Below are 23,967 nucleotides of genomic sequence, written 5' to 3' on the forward strand. Positions count from 1 at the left end.
CCGCCCTCGTTTTTTTGGAGATTCGCCATGTTCCACACACCTCGAATACTCACCGCCAGCCTGGCCCTGGCCCTCGGCCTGGCCGCCGGCAACGCGCTTGCTGCGCTCTCGCCCCAGGATGCGCAACAGCTCAAGGCCCAGCTCACACCGCTCGGCGCCGAGCGCGCGGGCAATGCCGCCGGCACCATCCCGACCTGGGAAGGTGGGATCACCCAGGCCCCCAAGGGCTATGAAAAGGGTAAACACCATGTCGACCCTTTTGCCGGCGACAAGCCGCTGTTCACCATCACCAAGGCTAACCTGGAACAGTACAAGGCCAACCTGACGGCGGGCGAGATCGCCTTGTTCAACAGCTACCCCGACACCTTCCAGATGCCCATCTACCCAAGCCGGCGTTCTGGCTCGGCGCCCCAGTGGGTGTATGACAACACCTTCAAGAACGCCACCAGCGCCAAGCTGCTGGACGGCGGCACCGGCTTCGCCGACGCCTTTGGCGGCGTGCCATTCCCCATTCCGCAAAACGGTGTGGAAGCACTGTGGAACCACATCACCCGCTATCGTGGCACCTACGTGGTCCGCCGTGCTTCGGAAGCGCCCGTGCAGCGCAATGGCAGCTTCGCCCTGGTCACGTCGCAGCAGGAAGGGTTGTTTAACTATTACCGGCAGGGCGGGCAGTACGCCGACCTGAAGAACATCCTGTTCTACTACCTGACCTTCGTAAAAAGCCCGGCCCGCCTGGCCGGTGGCGCGACCCTGGTGCACGAGACCCTCGACCAGATCAAAGACGCGCGCCAAGCCTGGATCTACGACGCCGGCCAACGCCGCGTACGCCGCGCGCCGAACCTGGCGTACGACACGCCGATCTCGTCCTCCGATGGCCTGCGCACGGCAGATGACACCGACATGTTCAACGGCTCGCCGGATCGCTACGACTGGAAACTGCTGGGCAAGAAGGAAATCTACATCCCCTACAACAACTACAAAGTCGCCAGCGCCGACGTGAAATACGCCGACCTGCTCAAGGTCGGCCACCTCAACCCGCAATACACGCGCTACGAGCTGCACCGTGTGTGGGTTGTCGAAGGCACCCTGAAACCGACGGCGCGTCACCTGTACTCCAAACGCGTGCTGTACCTCGATGAAGACAGCTGGGGCGCAGCGGTAGTTGACCAGTACGACGGTCGTGGCGAACTGTGGCGGGTGTCGATGGCCTACCTGAAGAACTTCTACGACCTGCCCACGACCTGGAGTGCATTGGATGTGTTCCATGACCTGCAGGCGCGGCGTTATTACGTGCAGAACCTGGATAACGAAGAGCCGCAGACGGTGGATTTTGGCCAGGCGATTCCTGAGGATTCTTACTTTATGCCGTCGGCGTTGCGCTTGCGGGGCACGCGGTAGGTCTACCGGGATTTGAGAGAGCTGCGCAGGTGAGCGCAGCTCTGTGAGGGACCGCCGAGGCCGGGGCTATTCGAACAGCGCTGGATCTACTTTCTTGCGCCGAGCCTGTTCCAGGTGTTTGCGCATTTGGTCGGCTGCTGCAAGGCGGTCTCCTCGTTCGAGGCAATCGAGAATGGCCAGATGCTCCTGGGCCTGGCCTTTGCGTGGCGCTCGCGTGCTGGCTTGGCGGTATTCCACAAGCCTACGCAATTGGTTTAAACGGCGGACCGTTTGCTGCAGGAAGCGATTGCCGGAACACCCCGCCAGTGTCTCGTGAAACTGGGCGTTCGCTTCGAACAACTCCTGAGGCGTCATGCTCAAGTACCCGCCGCCGGCAATGAACTCTTGCTGCTTGCGACAGGCCGCCAGCGTTTCACCATCGATCAGGAATGTGGGGGAGAGCAGGCCGGATGGCTCGATGGTCGCGCGCAAGGCATAGCTTTCTTCATACGCCTCCACTGAGTCGATCATGGGGAGAAAACGCCATCCTTGGCCGGCACGCTGTTCAATCCATCCTTCCTGCTGGATGCGTGATAGAACGGCCCTCAGCGCCGCCCGTGACACATCAAACTGACGCATGAATTCAATCTCGGTGAACAGCTCCGGGAGCTGCCTGCCCAGACGCAATTCGGCAAATTTCAGGTACAGCGGATCGTCACTGCCTTCCATGACTTGCGAGGCCAGATCGACGAGATCCTCGCTGGACCTGGCCAGGAAAAAGCCGCGATTGCGGTCGTAAGTGAGCATGCCTTTTTCGACCAAATGGCCCATCGCAAACTTTACCGGCGTGCGCGATACGTTCAGCGCCGCCGCCAACTGCGACTCAACCAGGTGATGTCCGATAGCAAAGCGTTCACGACGCACGAGAGAAACAATGTCACGCGCAATGCGTGCTTGCAGCGGGCTTAGGGGCATCGGATCGAGACCAAGTAGAGCTGACCATGGAAGCCCCATTCTAGCGTGCCGGTAAGCTTAACCACACCGTAGAAATCGTGGGCGTGGGTGGGCGCCCGATTTGACCGGTACGATGAAGCGGATAAAGCTTGGATTGATCTATATCGCGATAAAGTTCAATATGCGCCTCACAAAAACATTGCCCGTGCAGCCTGTGAGGATTAGCCAATGCCTATGTCAAAGCGTCGAACCGTTAGCGCCAACGGAGTCGAGTACCGTGTCAGCGATATCCGTGGGGTTGTAACTGATCTGGGGGGTGATTACGCAACGCTGCCCTACAGCTTGCGAATCCTGGCCGAGAACGTTTTGCGTGGCGAGACTGATCCTGAAGCCGCACTGAAAGTGATTTGTGCACGCTCCAAAGAATTCGACATTCCGTTTCGACCGGCCAGGGTTGTGCTGCAGGATTTGTTGGGCACGCCGGCACTGGTCGACCTTGCCGGGTTGAGAGATGCCGTCGCCGAGAAAGGTGGCAACCCGCGCCTGGTGAACCCTGTCACCCCCACTCACCTTGTTGTGGATCACTCACTCAATGTCGAGCGTTGGGGCGATGCCAGCGCGCAGGCCGATAACGAGGCCATCGAGCGCGTACGCAATGCCGAGCGTTTCCAGTTCCTGGACTGGTGCAACAAGGCGTTCAGCAATCTTTCGATCATTCCCTCGGGCAAAGGCATCCTGCACCAGATCAACCTTGAGCGCCTGACCACCGTCGTGGGTACTCAGCGCCGTGGCAATGAGCTGTGGGCTTTCCCGGATACGCTGGTAGGTACCGACAGCCATACAACGATGATTAACGCCATTGGCGTGTTGGGCTGGGGGGTTGGGGGGATCGAAGCCGAAGCTGCGATGCTGGGCAAATCGCTGATGCTGCGATTGCCGGACATTGTCGGGGTACGCCTGGAGGGCAACTTGCCTGGGGGCTATCTTGCGACCGACATCGCGCTAGCGTTGACTGAGCAACTTCGTAAAGCGGGGGTTATCGGTGCTTTCCTGGAGTTCTTCGGCCCGGGTGTCGCGCAACTGTCGCTGGCAGACCGGGGAACCTTATCGAATATGGCGCCGGAATTCGGTGCGACAGCGGCAATGTTCGCAATTGATGATCGCACGCTTCACTACCTTCGTATGACCGGGCGTGGCGGTGAGATTTCCGGCCTCACCGAGGCGTATGCGCGTGCACAGGGGCTGTGGCATGACAGTCTCGCGGGCGTTGAGTACAACCGGGTCGTGACCCTTGATCTCAGCACCGTCGCGCGCTCGATTGCCGGGCCGAAGCAGCCTCACCAGCGTATTGTCCTGGGGCAAAAGGCGCCTGCTACCCAACTGCCTGGCGGCCTGGACAATGGTTCTGTGGTGCTCGCCGCCATCACCAGTTGCACCAATACGTCCAACCCCCGTGGAGTGATTGCTGCTGGACTGGTTGCACGTAACGCCCGCAAGCGTGGACTGAAAAGAGCGCCTTGGGTTAAGACGTCCTTCGCCCCGGGCTCGAGGGTGGTGTCGGACTATCTTGAGCGGTCTGGCTTGAATGAGGACCTGGATGCGTTAGGTTTCAACCTGGTCGGCTATGGCTGCACGACCTGCAACGGTATGTCCGGCCCGTTGCTCAGTACCGAAATCGAAGACGAAATTCGGGCTCGCAAGCTGGAAACCGTGGCCGCTACTTCCGGCAACCGTAACTTTGAAGGGCGTGTTCACCCGTTGGCCCGCGAAGTCTTCATCATGTCTGCGCCGCTGATCGTTGCGTACGCGATTGCAGGTACCTACCTGATCGACCCGGAAAAAGATGCATTGGGTCTCGACGACGATGGCGTGCCGGTCTATCTCCACGAATTGTGGCCGAGCGATGAGGAACTGACGCAAATCGAAGCCGATAATCTGACTGCCGATTTGTTCGACAAGGCCTACGAAGATGTTCCCCGTGAAGCGGGCTTGATTGCCAGCGACCTGCGCGCCGGCGTCAGCGATCAGTATCCCTGGCAGGCCAACAGCACCTACATCCGCAAACCTCCCTACTGGAGTGATGCGGTGAGTGCGACAGACACCACCCAGGACCTCAGCAACATGCGTGTGCTGGCCATGCTCTCGGACAACATCACCACCGATCACATCTCGCCCTCTGGCGCGATTCTTCCAGAAAGCGATGCGGGTCAATACTTGCAATCCCACGGCATCGCGGTACAGGACTTCAACTCATATGGCACTCGCCGTGGCAACCATGAGGCCGCGCAGCGTGCGACCTTCGCAAGCCCCCGCCTGAAAAACGAACTGTTTGAAGATGGCCGTGAAGGCCCGTGGACATTGCTTCTGCCCGAGAAAAAAGTCACCACGATTTTCCAGGCCGCGCAGATTTACGCACAACGCAAGCAGCCGCTGATCGTTGTGGCCGGCAAAGAGTACGGCAGCGGTTCTTCCCGTGACTGGGCGGCAAAGGGCCCGCGCCTGTTAGGCGTGCGGGTGGTCGTGGCCGAAAGCTTCGAACGCATTCACCGCACCAACCTGGCGGGTCTCGGCATTCTGCCTTTGCAGTTTGAAGACGGTGTTTCTCGCCAGAGCCTGGGCTTGAACGGACGCGAATTATTCAGCGTTGAAGGCATCACCCAAGACTTCCAGCCGGGCGCAACAATCACCCTGGTGATCGAGCGTGAGAATGGCGAGAAAGAGCGGGTGTCGGTCTTGAGCCGCCTGGACACCTTCGAAGACGTTCGCTACTTGCGCAGCGGTGGTTTGCTGCCGCAGTTGCTGATTGAAAGTATGCAGAGCGCCTCCCTCAACTGATGCAACGCTGATTCGCTGGAGTAAAACTAGAATGACCCAAAGACGTATTCCTGCCGTTTACATGCGTGGTGGCTCGAGCAAGGGCGTTTTCTTTCTTGAGGAGCACCTGCCGCCCGCAGGTGCTGAGCGGGATGCCATCCTTCTGCGGGTGATCGGCAGCCCCGACGTGTATGGCAAGCAGATAGATGGCATGGGCGGCGCGACTTCCAGTACCAGTAAGGTGGTGATCATCGGTCAATCCAGGCGTGACGACTGTGATGTCGACTATCTGTTTGGTGCACCCGCCGTCGAGACGGCGGTCATCGACTGGTCTGGTAACTGTGGAAATCTGAGCGCGGCGGTTGGCCCCTACGCGATATCCGAAGGTCTCGTCGAGGCACCGCTTGATGGCATGGCCGTTGTTCGTATCTGGCAGGCCAATATCCAGAAAAGAATCATCGCTCACGTTCCGATGCGCAACGGCGAAGTCCAGGAAGAGGGCGACTTCATGCTCGACGGCGTGGCATTTCCGGCAGCGGAAGTCGTTCTGGAGTTTCTCAACCCCGGTGGTGCGGACGGCAGCCTTCTTCCAACGGGGAATGCCGTCGACGAACTGCACGTACCGGGCCTTGGTAAGCTTGCAGTGACATTGCTGAATGCCGGCAACCCGACAATCTTTATAGACGCGCAGCAGGTGGGCTTGAAGGGAACCGAGACACAAGACCAGGTCAACGGTGATGCGCAGCTACTTACCCGGCTGGAGACCATTCGCGCGCATTGCACTGTAGCCATGGGCTTGGCCGCGAGTGCTGACGAAGCAACGCGGTGGCGTCCTCACACGCCGAAGCTTTGCCTGGTTGCCAGGCCGCAACCCTACAAAGCCGCCGGGGGTAAGCAGGTTGAGCCTGAGGACATTGATGTGATTGCGCGAATACTTTCAATGGGCAAGCTTCACCATGCGATCACTGGCACCGGAGCGGTTGCCGTGGCAGTTGCCGCAGCGCTTGATGGCACCTTGGTCAATCGCATCGTCGGCAATATCGGCGATCGCCAGGTGCGCATGGGGCATACCGCCGGCAGCGTCGCGGTCGGCGCGAAAACCGTCCTGGAAGATGGCGCCTGGGTGGTTGAAAAAGCAGTGATGAGCCGGAGTGCACGCCGACTGATGGAAGGCTGGGTATGCCTCCCCGAACTCCTTGTTGACCCTATGCATCGACGTGCTCAGCCATGTTCCATGGCGGCTAAGGCGAGCAACCATGAACGTTGATATGGCTGCAGTACGAAATGATTTAGCGCCAAGTGGTGAACTGCGAGTGGCGATCAACTTGGGTAATCCCGTTTTGGCCCAGCGCGATGCGGTCACTGGCCGATTGGGAGGCGTCTCGGTTGCACTCGCGAACGAGTTGGCCAAGGAGTTGGGGATTGCAGTCAACCTGATGCCCTACGACGCGGCTGGGAAAGTGTTCGCGGCCTTGGAGGAGGGGGTTTGGGATTTGGCGTTTCTGGCTATCGAGCCTGTACGAGCGCAAAAGATCTGCTTCTCCAGTCCCTATGTGAGCATCGATGGCACCTACCTCGTTCATGCAGCAAGCCCTTTCGAACGTGCATCTGATTTGGATATGCAAGGCCACAGAATTTCTGTCGGCCGAGGTGCTGCGTATGACCTGTACCTGTCACGCACCCTGCAACATGCTGAGCTTGTTCGAGCGGACACCTCTGCAAGCGCCGTCGACCTCTTTTTACAGCGGGGGCTGGAAGCAGCGGCCGGGGTCAGACAGCCTTTGGAGCGGTTTGCAAACTCAACCACTGGGGTCAGGGTACTGAAAGACAACTTCACGGAAATTCGCCAGGCGATGGCTGTTCCGAAGGCACGCAGAATTGCGGCTGAATACATCGAAGACTTCATCTGCCGTCTTGTGAGGAGTGGTTTTGTGGCCAAGTTGTTAGCTGATAGTGGGCAAGGCGATGTACGTGTTGTGGTGCCGATTATTTGAACTGTGGCTAGTTAGCGAGGGCATCTTTGTTGGCGCCAAGGGGGTGGGCAAATCGAGGTTTGGGGGGAGGCTGAATGTCTCGGAGGAGGGGATAGGTACGCGCTTCTCGGTGCGGCGACACCGACGCAATCACTGCGTTTGCAACGCGAAGCTTCGCGCAAACTCATCCGCTCAACGCAAGTACTTCGTTCCGAACAGGACTTGATGTGGCCGCAAACACTGGATGAACATGTCGAACTGTTTATCCAGCATTTCCCGTGTATGTGCATGCAGATCTGCTTTTTCTTGTCCCAGACAAGGAGCCCGGACGCCAAGTCGAAAGAATTTATCGCGCAACTACGTAGTTTTCTGATCTGGATGGCCTCAGAAACCGGTTAAGTCCAGATTGGAACGATTACATCCTATCGGCCTGCCCAAGGCAGGCCTTGGCAATGCTCAGGCAACGCCCTCCACCAATACCAACGCCCCCACCACCAACGCCTCCATCCCCCGCGCCAACTCCACCTCCATCTCCGCTTCTTCCGTATCCCGCGCCGTTTCCACCACTGGCTCCCGCTGCGTCACCGTATACACCGTATCCGCCACCGCCATGCAGTGAAACGCCACCGTCGCCAGTAGCCACCGCGCCTGTTCCTTGCTCACCCCAAACCCCTGCGCAATCAACGCTTGGTGCCCATCAATCTTGGCCAGCATCGGCGCGGTTGCTGCCGCGCGGCGGATCACGTAGGGAGTCAGCCCGGGGTGGGTTTTGACGAACTCGCGTACCGAGGTGGCGAACACGATCAGGTAATCCTTCAACCCACCGTCGGCCTCGCCGCAGTCCTGGGGGATCTGCCAGCGGGTGAAGATTTCTTCAGCAACCATGGCCTTGAGCGCTTCGAGGTTGGCCACGTGTTTGTACAGCGCCATATGGCTGACCCCCAACGCCGCCGCCAGGCCGACGAAGGTGATGTTGGGCAGGCCCATCTCGATGCCGGCGTCGACGATGCGCTCGCGGGTGATGCTCGGCGGGCGGCCGCGGGTGGCGGTTTTTTTTGCGGGTTCCATGGGTATTCCTTAATCACTGAACACAAGGTTGTAGCTGTCTTGTCGGCTTTGCGCAAATTAGTTTATAGTCATGCAACTAAATATGATTCTGATTCTCAAACGGACCTTTTCTGTCAATGGACTCTCCTGAAGCGGCTTCGGCCAACCCTCAAGTCGCAGGCACGCTTAGCCGGATTCTGACGCCTATCCGTGGGCGTCTGTATGTCGCCGCAGGGCTTGCCGCTGTCGGCGGCATGCTGACGCTGGTGCCGCTGGCGGCCATCGCCCATATCGCCGCACGTGTCCTCGGCGCTGGCGGTCAGCTGTCGAGCGAAGTGTGGTGGGTTGTTGGCCTTAGTGCTTTAAGCCTTTTCGCGGGGATGGCATTGATTTTTACCGCTGAGCTGCTCGCCCACCTGGCCGACAATCGCCTCACTCACCATTTACGCCGCGCGATCACCCAGCGCCTGAGTCGTGTGCCGCTGGGTTGGTTCAGCAGCCGAGCATCGGGCGAAGTGAAACGGGCGATGCAGGACGATATCAATACGCTGCACAGCCTCACCGCGCATTTCTACACCACCGCCGGGCGCGCGGGCGGAGCGGTGTTGGTGTCGATGGTTTACCTGTTTGCGATGGACTGGCGTTTGGCGCTGGTGTCGCTGTTGCCGTTTGCCGGGTATTTCCTGTTTTTCTCGCGGGCCATGGGCGCCAGCGGCGCGAGTATGCAGGAATTTGTCAGCGGGATGGCTCGCATCGACAACGCGGTGGTGGAGTTCGTCAACGGCATTCCGGTGGTCAAGGCTTTCGGCGCCAGTGGCAAAGCGCACGGGGCTTATCGCAGCGCCATCGACACCTTTGCCACGACCTTTATCGACTTCACCCGCCCGCTGGTGGCGTCGATGGCGAATGCCAACGCGATGATCGCGCCGGTCACTGTGCTCGGCGTAGTGCTGGCAGCGGGCACGCTGTTTGTTAGCCTGGGTTGGATCGCGCCAGTGGACGTGCTGCCCTTCGTATTGGTGGCGCCGGGTCTGAGCGCGCCGTTGCTGCTGTTGCACTACATCACCCACGATTTGAACAACGCCACCGGCGCTGCGCAGCGCGTGCAGGGGTTGCTGGACACGCCGACGCTGACGCAATCGGCCGTGCAGTTGCCGAGCGGCAACGCAATCTGCTTTGAGCAGGTCGGCTATGCCTATGAGCCCGACCACGCGGTGTTGAGGGACATCAACTTCACCCTGCAACCGGGCACCACCACGGCCATCGTCGGCCTGTCCGGCGCCGGCAAGTCAACGCTGGCGCGCCTGCTGCTGCGGTTTTTCGATCCCAGCAGTGGGCGCATCACTTTGGGCGGTGCGGACCTGCGCCATATCGATACGCCGCTGTTGTACCAGCGCATCGGTTTTGTGCTGCAAGAGGTGCGCCTGATCAACGCCAGCGTGCGCGACAACATCGCCCTCGGCCGACCGTCCGCCACCGCGCAACAGATCGAAGATGCCGCCCGCGCGGCGAATATCCACGAGCGCATTCTGCGCCTGCCGCGTGGTTACGACTCGGTGATCGGCGAGGACGCCCAGCTCTCCGGCGGCGAGCAACAGCGCCTCAGTATCGCCCGTGCAGTGCTGCTGGACCCGCCAGTGCTGGTGCTCGACGAGGCCACCGCCGCTGCCGATGCCGACAACGAAGTGGCGATCCAGGAAGCACTGTCACGCTTCGCCCAGGGCCGCACATTGTTGGTCATCGCCCATCGGCTCGACACGGTGATGCACGCCGATCAGATCCTCGTGATCCACGACGGCACCCTGCACGAGCAGGGCCGTCACGCCGACCTGCTGGCCCATGGCGGGCTCTACGCGCGGTTATGGCAACTGGGCGATTACGCCCGTAGCGAATCACAGGTGGTGCAACCATGCTGAAGACTTTTGTGCGCCTGCTCGGTGAAGACGCGCCCACGCTGCGCCGCTATGCCGTGATGGCGGTGTTCTACGGCCTGCTCAGCGGGCTGACCCTGATCACGCTGGTGCCGCTGATCAGCCACCTGTTGGCCGGTGATGCGCTGGAGGCAGGGCGTTGGTTGGTTGCGCTGCTGTCCGGCGTGACCGCTTGCGCGCTGTGGCGTCGCACCCTCGACAAAGCCGGTGTAGCCGTCGGCGTGGCGGTGCTGCAAGGTGCGCGACAACGCGTCGGCGATCACGTGGCGCGCCTGCCGGTGGGCTGGTTCAGCGCGCAAAACAGTGCGCGGCTCGGCCATCTGATCACCCAGGGCATGATGGCGCTGGCGCAGTTGCCGGCGCATGTGTTCACCCCGGTGATCAGCGGCGCGGTGACGCCGTTGGTGCTGGTTGCCGCGCTGTTTGCCTTGCACTGGCCCTTGGGTGTTTTGGCGTTGCTGGCGCTACCGGTGTTGGTGGGCGTGATGCTGCTCACCGCGCGCCTGGGCCACAGTGCCGACAACACCTATCAGCAGAACTTCGCCCAGACCAGCCAGCGCATGGTCGAGTTCGCGCAGGCCCAGTCGGTGTTGCGCGCGTTCAATGGTAGCGGCGGCGCCACGCGTTTGCTGGACCAGGCCATCGACCAGCAACGCCAGTCCGGCCAGCGTTTGATCTATCGCTCCTCATTGTCGGCGGTGTTCAATGCCTGGGCGGTGCAAGGGATCTTCTGCGCGTTACTGGTGGCGGTCGCGCTGTGGTGCGACGCTCTGGATGCCCACGAAGCTATCGCCGCCTGCGTGGCCTTGGTGCTGGTGTGTCGTTATATCGAACCGTTGCTGGAAGTGGCCAGTTATGGCGAGATCCTGCGCAGAGCCAACGCCCAGCTCGATGAGGTGCACAGCATTCTTGCCGAGCAGCCGTTACCGGTCGCCGCGCAAGCGAAAATGCCCATGGATAGTTCGGTGGAATTGCGCAACGTCAGTTTTCGTTATGCTCCCGACGAACCCCAGGTGCTGCGCGGGGTGAGCCTGCGTATCGAGCCGGGCAGCATGACCGCGCTGATCGGCCCGTCGGGCTCGGGAAAGACCACGTTGGTGCGGCTGCTGGCGCGCTTCTTCGATGCGAACCGGGGCCAGGTGTTGATCGGTGGCGTGGAGGTGCGCGAGATGTCCGAAGCGGTGCTGGCCGCGCAGATCAGCCAGATTTTCCAGGACACCTACCTGTTCCAGGGCAGCATTGCCGACAACATCCGCCTCGGTAAACCGGGCGCCAGCCTGGCCGAGATTGCGGCGGTGGCGCAGCAAGCCGGCGTGGCCGAGATCATTGCGCGTTTGCCCCTGGGCCTGCACACGCCGGTGGGCGAGGGCGGGGCGCGGTTGTCAGGGGGCGAGCGCCAACGTATCGCCATTGCCCGTGCGTTGCTCAAGGACGCGCCGATCCTGCTGGTGGACGAAGCCACCGCCGCCCTCGACACCTACAACCAAGCCGCCATCGCCGATGCGTTGGCCAGGTTGCGCGGGCGCTGCACGTTGATTGTTATCGCGCATCAGTTGTCGACGGTGGCCATGGCCGATCAGATTCTAGTGCTGGATGACGGCGAGATTGTCGAGCAGGGCACGCCAGCGATCCTGGCGGCCAGCGCTGGGCGGTACGCGCAGTTTCTCGCCCAGCGCCGGGCGGCCCGTGGTTGGCGGATTGCATGATGCGTCTAGTGGGCTGCGGCGTGTTGCTGGTGCTGTGCGGCGTGTCGCTGCTGGTTGGCGCCCGCGAGATCGACCTGTTGGCAATCGACGGCGACGCGTGGCTGACGCTGACGGCCAGCCGCTTGCCGCGCTTGGCCGCGCTGGTGCTGACTGGCGTGGGCTTGGCGGTGTGCGGGGTGATCTTGCAGCACATCCTGCGCAACAAGTTCGTGGAGCCGGGGACCACCGGCGGCCTGGACGCGGCCAAGCTTGGCATCCTCGTCTCGCTGGGCGTGGCGCCGGCCGCCAGCGCCGGCGTGCGCATGCTGTTTGCGCTGCTGTGTTGCTTCGCGGCGAGCCTAGTGTTCCTGGCGATCATCCGGCGCCTGCGTTTTCACCATACCTTGCTGGTGCCGGTGATTGGCCTGATGTACGGCGGTGTGCTCAGCGCCATTTCCGAGTTTTATGCGTACCGCCACAACATCCTGCAAAGCATGCAGGGCTGGCTGCTGGGGGATTTTTCCAAGGTGGTGCAGGGCAACTACGAGATCATTTATCTGATCCTGCCCATCGTCGCGCTGGCGTACCTGTATGCGCAGCGTTTTACCGTGATGGGCATGGGCGAGGGCATGGCCACCAGCCTGGGCCTGAACTACGCGGCCACGGCGGCGCTGGGCCTGTTGCTGGTGGCCGTGACCGTGGCGGCGACGGTGATCACCATCGGTTCGATCCCCTTTGTCGGCCTGATGATTCCCAATTTGGTGGCCTTGTATTACGGCGAAAACCTCAGCCGCACTCTGCCCATCGTCGCCCTCGGCGGTGCCGCGTTGCTGCTGGCCTGCGACATTCTCGGGCGCCTGCTGATCTTCCCGTTCGAAGTGCCGATTGGCCTCACCGCGGGCATCGTGGGTGGCGGGTTGTTCCTCGCGTTGATCGTCTGGAGGCAGCGATGAAGCGGCTGTGGGCCTTGGTATTCGCCCTGGCGTTGGGCTTTGTGCTGTTCCGTTCGGGACTGGATTTTGACTACGTGATCCCCAAGCGGCTCGCGCGGTTGGCGGCGATGTGTATCGGCGGGGTGTGCGTGGCGTGGTCGTCGATCATTTTCCAGACCCTCACCGGCAACCGCATCCTCACGCCGGCGATCATGGGTTATGAAGCGGTGTACCTGTTGTTCCAGGCGTTGTTGGTGTTGTTGTTGGGCACCGCCAGCCTGATGCTGCTGGGCAGCCAGGGCAACTTTGTGCTGTCGGTGCTGCTGATGCTCGGCTACTCCTGGGCGCTGCAACGCTGGTTACTGCGCGAGGGCAACAGCAACGTGTACTTCCTGTTGCTGCTGGGCCTGGTGTTGAGCCTGGTGATCGGCACGGTCACGCAGTTTGTGCAGTTGAAGATCAGCCCCGGCGAGTTCTCGATCCTGCAAGACTTCAGCCAGGCCTCGTTCAACCGCGTGCAGCCGCAGCAACTGCTGTTCTCGGGGTTGTTGGTGGCGGCGCTGTGCGTGGGCTTTGCACGCACGTTGCCGACCCTCGATGTGCTCGCCCTGGGCCGCGACCAAGCCATGTCGCTGGGGGTGGATTACCCGCGCGTGGTGCGCCTGCAGCTGGCGTTGGTCGCGGCGTTGGTGGCGATTTCCACTGGGCTGCTGGGGCCCACGACGTTCATGGGCGTGCTCGTGGCCAACACCACCTATGCGTTGGCGCGCACGTTCCGCCACCGGGTCACGTTGCCCATGGGCAGCACGATTGCCATCGCGATTTTTATCGCGGCGCAACTGCTGGTCGAGCACGTCTTCAACTACAAGACCACCGTCAGCATTCTTGTGAACCTGCTGTGCGGCACGTATTTCCTGGCGCTGATGCTGCGCACCCGAGGCACCCGATGATAGCTGTGCACAACCTCCACAAAACCTACGGCACCCAGACCGTGCTGGCCGGCGTCAACGCGAACTTTGCCGCTGGGCGCCTGACCTCGCTGATCGGCCCCAATGGCGCCGGCAAGACCACGCTGTTGATGATGATCGCGAGGCTGATGGCACCGAGCGGCGGCGACATTCGCCTGGATGGCCGCCAGGTCGGCGATATCCCGCTGCGCGACTACGCCAAGCGCGTGGCCACCTTGCGCCAGGCGCCGGATTTCAACCTGCGCCTGACCGTCGAGGAACTGGTGGCCTTCGGGCGCTTCCCTTACAGCCGTGGCGCGCTGACCGGCGAAGATCACCGCGTGATCGATGACGCGCTGAGCTTTCTCGCGCTGCAACCCCTGCGCCGCGCCTACCTCGACGAGCTCAGCGGCGGCCAGCGGCAAATGGCGTTCCTGGCCATGACCATCGCCCAGCAAACCGACTGCCTGCTGCTAGACGAGCCGTTGAACAACCTCGATATCAAACACGCCGTGCACATCATGCGTGCGCTGCGCCGGCTGTGTGACGAGCAGGGCCGTACGGTGATCCTGGTGGTGCACGACATCAACTTCGCCGCCCATTACTCCGACCACATCCTCGCGATGAAAGGCGGTGCCGTGCATTGCGCTGGCAGCGTGGCCGAGGTGGTCAACGAAACCCGCCTGGGCGAACTGTACGACCTCGACTTCGAGATCACCCACGGCGCCCGTGGCCGCCTGTGCAACTACTTCAACCCCGCATGAGAACTCCCATGAACCGCATACACACAGCCTGGGCCTGCGCCCTGTTACTGGCCGCGCTTGGCGCAGGGCCGGCTTCGGCCGCCGCCCCGATCAGCGTGACCCACGCGTTGGGCAGCACACTGATCCAGCCGCCCGTACAGCGCGTGGTGGCCCTGGACATGAACGAAGTGGATTTTCTCGACCAACTGGGCGTACCGGTGGCCGGTATGCCCAAGGACTTCGTGCCGCAGTTCCTGCAACGCTACAAGAACGACGCGGCGGTGGTGGACACCGGCGCCATCGTCCAGCCGAACCTGGAGCGGGTGCACGCGGCCAAGCCGGACCTGATCCTGATCACCTCGCTGCAGGCCCCGCACTACGGCGAACTCAGCGAGATCGCGCCCACCGTGCATTTCGACGTGGATTACCGCGACAGCCAGAAGCGCCATATCGAAGTAATCAAGCAGCACCTGCTGACCCTCGGGCAGATCTTCGCCAAGCCGGCCCTGGCGCAACAACAGGTTACCGCCCTCGACGCCAAGGTTGCAGAAGCGAAACGCATCACCGCCGACCGCCCCGAACGCGCCCTGGTGGTGCTGCATAACAACGGCGCGTTCAGCTCGTTTGGCGTGCAGTCGCGCTACGGCTTTGTGTTCACCGAGCTGGGGGTGAAACCGGCCAGCCCGACCGCCGAGGCCGGCTTGCATGGCCAGCCGATTTCCAGTGAATTCATCCAGCAGGCCAACCCGGACATTCTCTACGTAGTTGACCGCACGGCCGTCATGGAGCATCGCCCGTTGCTGAATGCGCAAACCCTAGGCAACCCGTTGTTGCGCCAGACCAATGCCTGGAAAACCGGGCGCGTGGTGTTTGTCGATGCCGATGCCTGGTACGTCATGGCGGCCAGCCCTAGCTCGATCAAGCAAGTGATCGCCGATGTGATCCAGGGCTATCAACCCTGATTCCAGGCGTTAACCCCGCTTCAAGCTGCCAATACTAAAAAACATTCCACCTTACGGAGCCTTCCATGACTCACCGTACACGTACCCCTGTGCCCGCTCGTCCGGGCTTTACCTCCATGGTCTTGCTCGGCCTGGCAATCAGCAGCGCCTCCGCGTTCGCCGAAGAACTCGCGCAAGCCGAAGAAAACCGCGTGTCCACCTTGCCGGCGATTCGCGTCGAGGGTGAAATGCCGGCCGCTGACTTGCCGCTGAGCTACGCCGGTGACCAGGTGGCGTATGGCAGCCGGCTCGGCCTGCTGGGCAACAAGGACTTTATGGAAACGCCGTTCAGCACCATCAGCTACACAGAAAAGTTCATTGCCGACCGCCAGGCCCAGACCGTCACCGATGTGATCGCCGCGACCGACCCTGCGGTGTTCAGCAATGGCCTGAAGGGCACCTACAGCGAGAACTATTCGATCCGTGGTTTTGCCACCAGCATCAGCGACGTGACCATCGACGGCCTGTTTGGCGTGGCGCCGTACTACCGTATTTCGCCGGAGATGTACGAGCGCATCGAAGTGTTGAAAGGCCCGTCGGCGCTGCTCAACGGCATGCCGCCAGGCGGTTCGGTGGGAGGCATGGTCAACCTGGTGCCCAAGCGTGCCGGTGCTGAGCCGCTGACGCGCTTTACCACCACCTACATGTCCGAGGCGCAGTTTGGCGGTCACCTCGACGTAGGCCGTCGCTTTGGCGATGAGCAGCAATTTGGCGTGCGCTTCAACGGTGTGTACCGCGATGGCGACACAGCGACCGAGCGGCAACAGCAGAAAGCGCAGTTGAATTCGTTGGGCCTGGATTGGCGCGGTGAGCGGGCGCGGCTGTCGGCCGACCTCTACAACAGCGAAGACCGCGTGCGTGGGCAAAACCGTGGGATCAGCCTGGCGGCGAATGTGGCCGTGCCCAAGCCACCGAAGTCGGACACTTTGCTCAACCCGGACTGGGCGTTTGTCGATACCAAGGATCAGGGCGCGATTGTGCGCGGCGAATTCGACCTGACTGAGCAACTGTTGGCCTATGCGGCGTTCGGCGCCAGCGAGACCCACTACCGCTACAGCGGCGCGATGTCGGCCCAGGTGATCAACAATGCGGGGGATTTGAAGACCAGCATGGGCCAACTGAAGATGGACATCGAGAAAACCTCGGGCGAGGCGGGGCTCAAGGGCAAATGGCAGACCGGGCCGATCGGGCACCAGTGGGTGGTCAATGCCACGCGGTATGCCGACAAGCAAAAGGACTATGGCCGGCGTTGGGTACCCGGTGCGGATTGGCTGACCAATATCTATCACCCGACCTGGGGGCCGGAGGCGCCGCGCAGCTTTGCGCCGGTGGCACACACCGAATCCACGCTGACCAGCTACGGCGTGGCGGACACCTTGTCGGTCCTTGACGACAAGGTGCAACTGACCCTTGGCGTGCGCCGCCAGAACGTGGTCACGGACACCTTCAATACCACCACCGGCGCGCGTAACAAGCCCGGCTATGACGAAAGCGCAACAACACCCGCCGCAGCCGTGGTGGTCAAGCTCACGGAACAGGTTTCGGTGTATGCCAACTACATCGAGGGCCTGAGCAAAGGCGAGATGGCGCCGATGACGGCGGCTAACTACGGCGACGTTTTTGCCCCGTACAAATCCAAGCAGAAGGAAATCGGCCTCAAGCTCGACCTGGGCGCGTTCACCCACACCCTCAGCCTGTATCAGATCGAGCGCCCGGGCAGCTCGACCGATCCGGTGACCAACGTGTTCTCCTTTGGTGGCGAACAGCGCAACCGAGGCATCGAGTGGGGCTTCTTCGGCTCGCCCATCGACGACGTCCGCCTGATGGGCGGCGTTGCCCATGTTGATCCGAAGATCACCAAATCGCCAGGCGGCGATGACGAAGGCAAGACGGCCACCGGGTTGCCCAAGCTGCAAGGCAAGCTCGGCGCGGAATGGGACACGCCACTGGTGCCGGGCCTGACCCTGACCGCCAACGCGACGGCGGTTTCCCAGCAATACATCAGTGATGACAACTCGCAGTCGATCCCCGGCTACACTATTTTCGACCTGGGCTCGCGGTATGCAATGCAGGTCGCCGGGCGACCGGTGACCCTGCGTGGCACGGTGACCAACGTCACTGACAAGGCGTACTGGGGCATGCCGCTGACGTCCAGCCTGGGCCTGGGCGCGCCGCGCACGTACGAGTTGTCGGCGACCGTGGATTTTTGACGCTTTAGCAAGAGTAAAACTTCAACCTGTGGCGAGGGAGCAAACTCCCTCGCCACACAGCTATTCAGAATGCGACTCTTTTATCCCCCCACTTCATCGTCGGATGAGGTCAAATGGCGTTGAACACAATCGGACAGGGGGAATGCCTGAATTCCCCCGGAATAGCTAAGCTATCAGGAAGATTTTCAGATGGGATAGGATTATTTCGGGCAATTAAAAAGCCGGCTTGTGGTTAGCTTTTAATCGATCTATATGTTTGAAAAACAATAAGTTAAATAGTTTGAAAAGCGCTCTGATCCCCCATTTGTTCCCCCACTTTTTTGTGGTTTTTGCACGGCATTTGACCGACTTTTTTGTGGTTCAGCCTACGGTTTTCGTGAGGCTGAACCCGAATAGTGACATCCAACCCGCGGGGCCATCAGTCGTTGCTGTACCCGGCAAGTCGACTCTCAAAGTATTGCGCGGTCTCCTGATCTGTACAGTATAGGTAGCAGCCCTTCATCCCACGAGTCATCAATGTTCGGTACGTGTTTTTGATGATCAGGTCTGTCTCTTGCTGCGCCAGAGCAGGTTGTTCCTTCATCAACTTCTTCCAGCCACGAATCGATTTGTCGTGCTTGTCTCGCTCATGCGGCGAAGTCACCACCTGCCCATCACGCACGACTAGATCCGGTCCGATGATCACTCCAATATAATCAACTTCCAGCCCTTGGCAGGTGTGGATACAACCGACCTGTTCAATGGAATTTTCAGCGATGATCCACAAGCTGCCATCCTGATCCAGATTCCATTGGCGTGCGTAGTCATTGCCGATAACGATGTCAGCGGCCTTGGAGTCTTTCTTGCTGAGCCAAGACCAGCAGTAACCCGCGACAACGCGAGCCTTGTTTCCGTGGTTTTTCTGCTCGATAGCCGCATGCATCGCCTGAGGGGAGTCGAACACCTTGAACTCATACTCGCTGGTATCGAGTAGCGGGTTGGCTGTCGCGTGAATCCCCAATACGTCATCCAACCACGCCAGGTAGCCATCAGAACCACTGCAACGGAACTGGGAAGACAGTATGTATTCCTCCACGGTTGCGCCTTTGGCTTTGGCAAAGGCGCGGATAGCCTGCTTGCTACCAATGTCGTTCAAGGTCACGCGCTGGTCTTCGTCGATGAAAAAAATCGAGCATTTTGCTGATTCGATCAGCTCCTTTATCTGGTTTTCACCCAGGTTTCCATAAAGCCCGCTTTTCTCATTGAGCCTGTGGGCTTCGTCAACGATGAGCGCGCCATACGTATTGGGCTCGGTATCGATGAAGGCTCCCGAACCGGAAAAAAAGTTGGAGAAGTGGCTACGTTTGACGGTGCCAACCAACTTGCTCTCGTACACCTTGCGCGGCGCAGCATTTTTTGAGACGTACTTGCTCAACAGCTTCAAGGCGGTGAGCCTCACCAGCAAGTTGATCGCTAATACTGTTTTTCCGGTACCCGGACCTCCTTCGATGATCAGCACCTTCGGCGCTTCAACAGAGGCCTCACTTGCCGCAGCGAGCGCCGACTCGAAGATTGACTTTTGATCATCAATCAATACGAACTCAGGCTTGCCTTTCATTAGCCCGCTCAGCGCCTCCGCCAGTGCTTTGGACGGGCGAATCTTCCCGTTGGCGAGTTCGTAAAGAACCTCCTTGTTGTCGCCATGAATGATGTGTTTCTTGAGGAAACTTCGCAGCTTTGCTAGCTCTTCGGGGCCCTTGAGGAACAAAGGGGCTTTGCTGGTATAGGCTTCGTAGTGAGCAGAGTCGATGACGCCATCACTGACATAGTTATGGAGGTAGGCACAGGGGCGTACTTCGATGCTTTTGTCGTAGACGGCTTCGTTGAAGCCCTCCAGCAGCGCGGCGTATGACCAGACTTGGTAGGACGGATGAATGGTTTCGACAAGACCTCCACCCAGCGTCGTTTTGACAATCGCATCCTTGGTGGTTGCGCTGGCCTTGCTCCATTGCTTCAGTTCGATCAATACCGCATTTTTGGCCTGATTCTCATCGCGGCCTGTCAGCAAAAAGTCGATTCGTTTCGATGACTGAGGGATATGCAGCTCAATTGCCAGGCCGGCGCTGTTGGGCAGGCCGTCGTCTCGAAGCACCTTGGCCATATAAGTCAGTGAACCCTGCCAGGATCTAATCTCCGAAGCTCCTACCTTCTTACCGGTGGCCTCTTTGAAGTGCCTGAGGATCACGTCTTCAATATCGTCGTTATCGCTGTCTTTGAGGAATTGCTGTTTGGTCGCAGCGTAAACGATCACGAGTGGTCCTTAGAACCCAATGGGTCAGAGTTGGTCGTACTTTTTGCTGGTGCTTTTAGCTTTGTCGACAGGGTATTTCTGCCCGTTCAGGGTGAGCTTGCTTGTCACTGCTTCGTTGAGGTCGACGCCCAGCACACTGCCCAAGCGGACCAAGTACATAAGCACGTCAGCCAGTTCGTCCTTCACAGCTTGAGCGGTTTCGGGACGCTTTGCTGCACCCGTTGAATCGGCCTCGCTCATCCATTGGAAAATTTCGCAGAGTTCACCTACCTCGCCTGTGAGTGCCATGAGGAGGTTCTTGGGTGAGTGAAATTGCTGCCAGTCGCGATCATCCGCAAAGCGTTGCAGCGATGCTTCAAGATTCTTCACGTCGACCAACTGCTCGGGTGTTCTATCAACCTTGCTCACAGACTCGCCTCTTGGTGCCAGCAGTTAAGGTGACCGAACAGCTGGTTCAGAAATCCAGGTCGAGATTGTAAGAGCTTTCCTTTTTTGTGGCAGATTTTTCGCTGATTTTCCTCGGCTCGTTCGTTTGCTACGAGGATCTTGCTTGAAATGACTAACGGCGACGGGCCGCAATCGACCGGTGCGGTTGATAAGACCCGAGCAGTCCGGCTCTCGCCACAGTGAGTTTGCAGAGCGCCCTTGTTCAACACTGCTACGTGAAATTTGAGCCAGTTTTTCTTTACGTCAAGATCAAGTGAACATTTCAAATTCAGGCGGGTATTTTTTTGCCGCAGAAACTATCAACGACTGTTTTCAGCAGAGCTCACGCCACTCAGAGCAGAGCACGAATAAGATGCGCAGTTTATAAGTGGCTGCTCTCATTGAGGGGTGGCATTATGCTATCCTTGGCATGGTTAGTAAATTAATCTCATAAAAGCAGAAATCTGCCTTTGTAAATTATAAGTTTTAACGTACAGGGAGGTATATGTGAGCATTAAAATTTGTGGCTTTCCACTGAATGCGGAATTGTGGAGCGGATTGAGGGAATGTCAAAAGCGAAGTGTCGAGACAGCTCTCACCTATATTAAGAGGCCGGTGGAGGCGCTAGGCTCAAAATCTTGCCTAATCAGCTTGCCAACCGGAGCCGGAAAGTCTGGTGTAATAGCTGTAGTGGCACATACATCACCGCAACCTAGAGTATTGGTTTTATGTCATCGCAGAGCTGTATGCGACCAGTTGATAAAAGAAATTAGTGGGGGTTTTTTTGAGGCTCTAGTTCCTGGTTATGAAGGGGCTAAGAAAGAGGTTTACGAAGATGTCAATGATACAAGCGCTCCTGGAGTTTACGTATCAACTTTTCAAAAGCTCGTAAGTTTTACGCCCGAGCAGCTTGCCAGACTTAAGAAAGAAATTGACTTGATTATAGTGGATGAAGGTCACTCCGAACCCTCTCCAATCTGGAAAGGTCTAGTTCGTGACGCTGGAGCACATAAGATTGTAATTACAGCTACCCCGTATCGGAATGATTTGTTCCAGTTTGACGTTGATGATAGCTCCAGCTACATCTATACATTTGAAGAGGCGCTGGAACAAAAAATATTGATGGATCCCGTCTTCTGCTTGGCAGAAGGTGACGAGTTAATTAAAAGCATAACGATGTTCTTACAAGACTATCCTAGTGCGAAATGCATAGTAAAGTGTAAAGAGTTCGGGGATATCGAATACTATTACAAGCTTTTGAATGAAAAGTTCTCCGTTCTAGCAGTGCATGAACAGTATGTTCGCGACCCAAGGCATAATGTAAAGGTTGATGTGCCTGCAAATCTTCGCGACTCTGAATATCAAGTAATAATACATCAGCGTAAACTCGATGAAGGGGTTGATATTCCTCAGGCAAAGCTGCTGATTCTCACCTATGCAGTAAATTCAGGGCGTGAACTAGTACAAACAGTTGGGCGAATCGTAAGGCTTTATCAAGATATTAATCCGATAGTGATTGAATGTAATGTAAACGCTAACGAAAGGATGTGGGTTAACTATAGGTACTTTGATAAGTCACTAAGCACCCCCGCGGCGGCAAGTAAATTTATATCTTCTTTAGATGTAAATAAGCTGATCGAAATATATCTTGATTCGTTTCCTGATGCTAGTTATTACGGTAATAGGTTTCTAAAAAAATTTGATATAAATGCTTTCAATCCTGAAGACTCATTGATAATACCAACCGCATCTATCTGCTTTCTTAATACGCTCGATAATTTTGATATTCAAGCTGCGGCCGACGTTCTGTACTGGCGGAGCAACCAAGCGGGGGAGTTAGCTAAGCACTTTGAGGTTGCAGGAGGTATAAATATAATTATTTCAATAGCCTTTAATAGATCTAGGTTTTTAAAAGATGAGTTTTTCTTTGAGCCGTCATTAGAGGTTACTCTCCTGAAAAAGCTTCAACCAAGCGTCGTTGCTATCTATGACAGTAGAGGGCGCAGATTTAACTATGATGCGGAAATGTGCATAGGAAGCCCCATAGGACAAGATAAATTATTAAATGTAATGGCTCTAGGGGCTTCGGCCGTAACTAAGGAAGCAAGTAGTAGGTCGGTTGGTACGACCAATAAACGGCCAGAAAGCGTTTCGATGAAAGGCCGTAATCTTGAAAATATAGCTGATCTTCAGCGAAACTCTTCCTATCGTGTTGCGACATTGAAATGTGACAATCTTGATCATTTAGGCGCAAAACAGAGCAGCTATTATATAGGCATCGATTCTGGAAGAATATCCGATCAAAAAGATGGTCAATATATGTTGGATGAGCTAGATCAATGGCTACAAAATATGGAGGCGACCATTTCTGCCGATAAGATTATAAGTAGTAATCTCTTGCATTCATTTGCGAAGCCTATTCCTGTTGATCTTAACCTGAAAATTGAAAGTGTAATTTTTGATTTTAGCGATTTGCCTCAGCCCGTACACATCCTCATCGATGGGCACAAAGCTGTTATAGATAATAGTTTTGTGTACCTAGAAAATAGCGGTGGAGTGATTTTAGATCCAGCTTTTCCAAAGTTGAAAATAAATATTTCACTTTGCGATCAAAGTCCATTCGTGATCTTTGAATCAGAAAGCAATTTTTTGTGTGATGTATACGGAGACGGTCAGCAATATGTAGACCTTTTCCCATTTCTCTTTGAACACTTGCACAAAATTCTTCTAGAAGATGGGGTTAGTTATTCCCAAGGGAAATTCTACGAGCTAAAACTTCCAGTTGAAGGTGATTTTCGAATTGCGAGCTCAAGTCTTGAAAATATAGTCATTGGGTTGCCAGAGTTGCTCAGTCCGTTGCTCGATGAGAAAGGTTATGTGGAACTCGATAAGGATGAGAAAAAAGTTATTCAAGTAGTCAATGAAGAATTTAATGAGGGTTCTTTGTTTCATTTGCTTGATAAGCTAAAAGACAATTCACAACCCAATCCAACTCGATCCCAGCTTGGCCCTTTTCATAAGTATATTCCGGATGTCGATCTTGTTTTTTGTACGGATATGGATACCGAGCCAGCAGATTTTATACTTTCATCGGTAAGTAAACTTATTTACGTTCACGTTAAGTGCGGCAGCGCCAAAGTAAAGCCTCACTCCTCAGCCGGTGCATTAGCAGAGGTGGGAGGGCAGGCTATCAAGAACATTGAAATGCTGATAACTGGTAATAAAAACCTCAAAGCGGCTAACTGGAATATTTTGGCATCAAGTTGGCCGACGCGAAACGCTCCACAGCAAATGACGGAACGGATTAGGCTTCTACGTGGTGCGCGCTTTTCAGCTCCTAATCAGAAAGCTCGTGAGCGAGCAGTTGAGCAGGCTTGGGAAATTGTAGCTCAACGGCGCAGATCAAGTCGTGTGCAAAAAGAAGTTTGGATAGTTTCCGCAAATAGCTTTTCGGCTACCCATTTTGAGATCCAACTGAATAAAGGTCACAATGGTAGTCAGGAATCGCTCCAAGCCTATCAGCTAATCCAGAGTTGGATATCCACAGCAAATAGTAATGATGTTGATTTAAAGATTTTCGTTTCTGTATAGTTCTTTGTGAAAGGCGATATTGAATTAATTTAGTGTCGTGTGT

Annotated in this window: 16 protein-coding genes; 12 read left to right on the forward strand and 4 right to left on the reverse strand. The window is 57.5% G+C overall.

What is annotated here, in order from left to right:
* Positions 1–27 precede the first annotated feature (27 nt).
* Positions 28–1,401: a DUF1329 domain-containing protein gene (locus tag HBR94_RS00480; protein ID WP_115129093.1), complete on the forward strand. Its 1,374-nt coding sequence runs from the start codon at positions 28–30 to the stop codon at positions 1,399–1,401.
* A 66-nt stretch (positions 1,402–1,467) separates the two neighbouring features.
* Here the strand turns inward: HBR94_RS00480 and HBR94_RS00485 are convergent, their stop codons facing one another.
* On the reverse strand, positions 1,468–2,355 hold the full coding sequence (locus HBR94_RS00485) for a GntR family transcriptional regulator (protein ID WP_128593455.1): 888 nt from the start codon (positions 2,353–2,355) through the stop codon (positions 1,468–1,470).
* A 213-nt stretch (positions 2,356–2,568) separates the two neighbouring features.
* Between HBR94_RS00485 and HBR94_RS00490 the strand changes: the two genes are divergently transcribed.
* The 3 genes from HBR94_RS00490 to HBR94_RS00500 are packed head-to-tail and all read left to right on the forward strand — an operon-like array spanning position 2,569 to position 7,142.
* Positions 2,569–5,169 carry an aconitate hydratase gene (locus tag HBR94_RS00490; protein WP_234451164.1) on the forward strand — a complete coding sequence of 867 codons (2,601 nt, stop codon included), beginning with the start codon at positions 2,569–2,571 and terminating at the stop codon, positions 5,167–5,169.
* A gap of 31 nt (positions 5,170–5,200) precedes the next feature.
* On the forward strand, positions 5,201–6,415 hold the full coding sequence (gene prpF / locus HBR94_RS00495) for a 2-methylaconitate cis-trans isomerase PrpF (protein ID WP_170043997.1): 1,215 nt from the start codon (positions 5,201–5,203) through the stop codon (positions 6,413–6,415).
* Positions 6,405–7,142, forward strand: a complete 738-nt coding sequence (locus HBR94_RS00500; RefSeq protein WP_170043998.1) for a transporter substrate-binding domain-containing protein — start codon at positions 6,405–6,407, stop codon at positions 7,140–7,142. Before prpF ends, HBR94_RS00500 begins: the two co-directional genes overlap by 11 nt.
* Before the next feature lie 435 nt (positions 7,143–7,577).
* On the opposite strand, the gene HBR94_RS00505 is transcribed toward HBR94_RS00500, so the two are convergent.
* Positions 7,578–8,189: a TetR/AcrR family transcriptional regulator gene (locus HBR94_RS00505; protein WP_029292295.1), complete on the reverse strand. Its 612-nt coding sequence runs from the start codon at positions 8,187–8,189 to the stop codon at positions 7,578–7,580.
* Positions 8,190–8,305: 116 nt separating this feature from the next.
* Between HBR94_RS00505 and HBR94_RS00510 the strand changes: the two genes are divergently transcribed.
* The 7 genes from HBR94_RS00510 to HBR94_RS00540 all read left to right on the forward strand — a co-directional run bounded on the left by HBR94_RS00510 (position 8,306) and on the right by HBR94_RS00540 (position 17,617).
* A complete protein-coding gene (locus tag HBR94_RS00510; protein ID WP_170043999.1) occupies positions 8,306–10,084 on the forward strand; it encodes an ABC transporter ATP-binding protein in 1,779 nt (592 codons plus the stop codon).
* Positions 10,078–11,805, forward strand: a complete 1,728-nt coding sequence (locus HBR94_RS00515) for an ABC transporter ATP-binding protein (RefSeq protein WP_170044000.1) — start codon at positions 10,078–10,080, stop codon at positions 11,803–11,805. Before HBR94_RS00510 ends, HBR94_RS00515 begins: the two co-directional genes overlap by 7 nt.
* Positions 11,805–12,737 carry an iron chelate uptake ABC transporter family permease subunit gene (locus HBR94_RS00520; protein WP_169989771.1) on the forward strand — a complete coding sequence of 311 codons (933 nt, stop codon included), beginning with the start codon at positions 11,805–11,807 and terminating at the stop codon, positions 12,735–12,737. The genes HBR94_RS00515 and HBR94_RS00520 overlap by 1 nt, the downstream gene beginning before the upstream one ends.
* Positions 12,734–13,666, forward strand: coding sequence for an iron chelate uptake ABC transporter family permease subunit (locus HBR94_RS00525; RefSeq protein ID WP_170044001.1), 933 nt, complete (start codon positions 12,734–12,736; stop codon positions 13,664–13,666). The genes HBR94_RS00520 and HBR94_RS00525 overlap by 4 nt, the downstream gene beginning before the upstream one ends.
* A complete protein-coding gene (locus HBR94_RS00530) occupies positions 13,663–14,427 on the forward strand; it encodes an ATP-binding cassette domain-containing protein (protein ID WP_170044002.1) in 765 nt (254 codons plus the stop codon). Before HBR94_RS00525 ends, HBR94_RS00530 begins: the two co-directional genes overlap by 4 nt.
* Before the next feature lie 8 nt (positions 14,428–14,435).
* Positions 14,436–15,368 (forward strand): siderophore ABC transporter substrate-binding protein, encoded by a 933-nt coding sequence (locus tag HBR94_RS00535; protein ID WP_170044003.1) that lies wholly within the window; start codon positions 14,436–14,438, stop codon positions 15,366–15,368.
* Positions 15,369–15,433: 65 nt separating this feature from the next.
* Positions 15,434–17,617, forward strand: a complete 2,184-nt coding sequence (locus tag HBR94_RS00540) for a TonB-dependent siderophore receptor (RefSeq protein WP_262383336.1) — start codon at positions 15,434–15,436, stop codon at positions 17,615–17,617.
* A 418-nt stretch (positions 17,618–18,035) separates the two neighbouring features.
* Here HBR94_RS00540 and HBR94_RS00545 read toward each other — a convergent pair whose 3' ends face one another.
* Both HBR94_RS00545 and HBR94_RS00550 read right to left on the reverse strand, forming a co-directional pair.
* The gene (locus HBR94_RS00545; protein ID WP_170044004.1) at positions 18,036–19,907 is read right to left on the reverse strand and encodes a DUF2075 domain-containing protein; all 1,872 of its coding nucleotides are present in this window, start codon (positions 19,905–19,907) and stop codon (positions 18,036–18,038) included.
* A gap of 24 nt (positions 19,908–19,931) precedes the next feature.
* Positions 19,932–20,315: a nucleotide pyrophosphohydrolase gene (locus HBR94_RS00550; protein WP_170044005.1), complete on the reverse strand. Its 384-nt coding sequence runs from the start codon at positions 20,313–20,315 to the stop codon at positions 19,932–19,934.
* A gap of 525 nt (positions 20,316–20,840) precedes the next feature.
* Between HBR94_RS00550 and HBR94_RS00555 the strand changes: the two genes are divergently transcribed.
* Positions 20,841–23,924 (forward strand): DEAD/DEAH box helicase family protein, encoded by a 3,084-nt coding sequence (locus HBR94_RS00555; RefSeq protein ID WP_222931994.1) that lies wholly within the window; start codon positions 20,841–20,843, stop codon positions 23,922–23,924.
* Positions 23,925–23,967 lie beyond the last annotated feature (43 nt).

The sequence above is a fragment of the Pseudomonas sp. WS 5412 genome (assembly GCF_012985615.1).
In the GTDB taxonomy this organism is placed as follows: domain Bacteria; phylum Pseudomonadota; class Gammaproteobacteria; order Pseudomonadales; family Pseudomonadaceae; genus Aquipseudomonas; species Aquipseudomonas shahriarae.

Excerpts from the sequence above, each read along its gene's own strand:
- HBR94_RS00480 (WP_115129093.1), top strand. The coding sequence starts at position 28 with ATGTTCCACACACCTCGAATACTCACCGCCAGCCTGGCCCTGGCCCTC.
- HBR94_RS00485 (WP_128593455.1), bottom strand. The coding sequence starts at position 2,355 with ATGCCCCTAAGCCCGCTGCAAGCACGCATTGCGCGTGACATTGTTTCT.
- HBR94_RS00490 (WP_234451164.1), top strand. The coding sequence starts at position 2,569 with ATGTCAAAGCGTCGAACCGTTAGCGCCAACGGAGTCGAGTACCGTGTC.
- prpF (WP_170043997.1), top strand. The coding sequence starts at position 5,201 with ATGACCCAAAGACGTATTCCTGCCGTTTACATGCGTGGTGGCTCGAGC.
- HBR94_RS00500 (WP_170043998.1), top strand. The coding sequence starts at position 6,405 with ATGAACGTTGATATGGCTGCAGTACGAAATGATTTAGCGCCAAGTGGT.
- HBR94_RS00505 (WP_029292295.1), bottom strand. The coding sequence starts at position 8,189 with ATGGAACCCGCAAAAAAAACCGCCACCCGCGGCCGCCCGCCGAGCATC.
- HBR94_RS00510 (WP_170043999.1), top strand. The coding sequence starts at position 8,306 with ATGGACTCTCCTGAAGCGGCTTCGGCCAACCCTCAAGTCGCAGGCACG.
- HBR94_RS00515 (WP_170044000.1), top strand. The coding sequence starts at position 10,078 with ATGCTGAAGACTTTTGTGCGCCTGCTCGGTGAAGACGCGCCCACGCTG.
- HBR94_RS00520 (WP_169989771.1), top strand. The coding sequence starts at position 11,805 with ATGCGTCTAGTGGGCTGCGGCGTGTTGCTGGTGCTGTGCGGCGTGTCG.
- HBR94_RS00525 (WP_170044001.1), top strand. The coding sequence starts at position 12,734 with ATGAAGCGGCTGTGGGCCTTGGTATTCGCCCTGGCGTTGGGCTTTGTG.
- HBR94_RS00530 (WP_170044002.1), top strand. The coding sequence starts at position 13,663 with ATGATAGCTGTGCACAACCTCCACAAAACCTACGGCACCCAGACCGTG.
- HBR94_RS00535 (WP_170044003.1), top strand. The coding sequence starts at position 14,436 with ATGAACCGCATACACACAGCCTGGGCCTGCGCCCTGTTACTGGCCGCG.
- HBR94_RS00540 (WP_262383336.1), top strand. The coding sequence starts at position 15,434 with ATGACTCACCGTACACGTACCCCTGTGCCCGCTCGTCCGGGCTTTACC.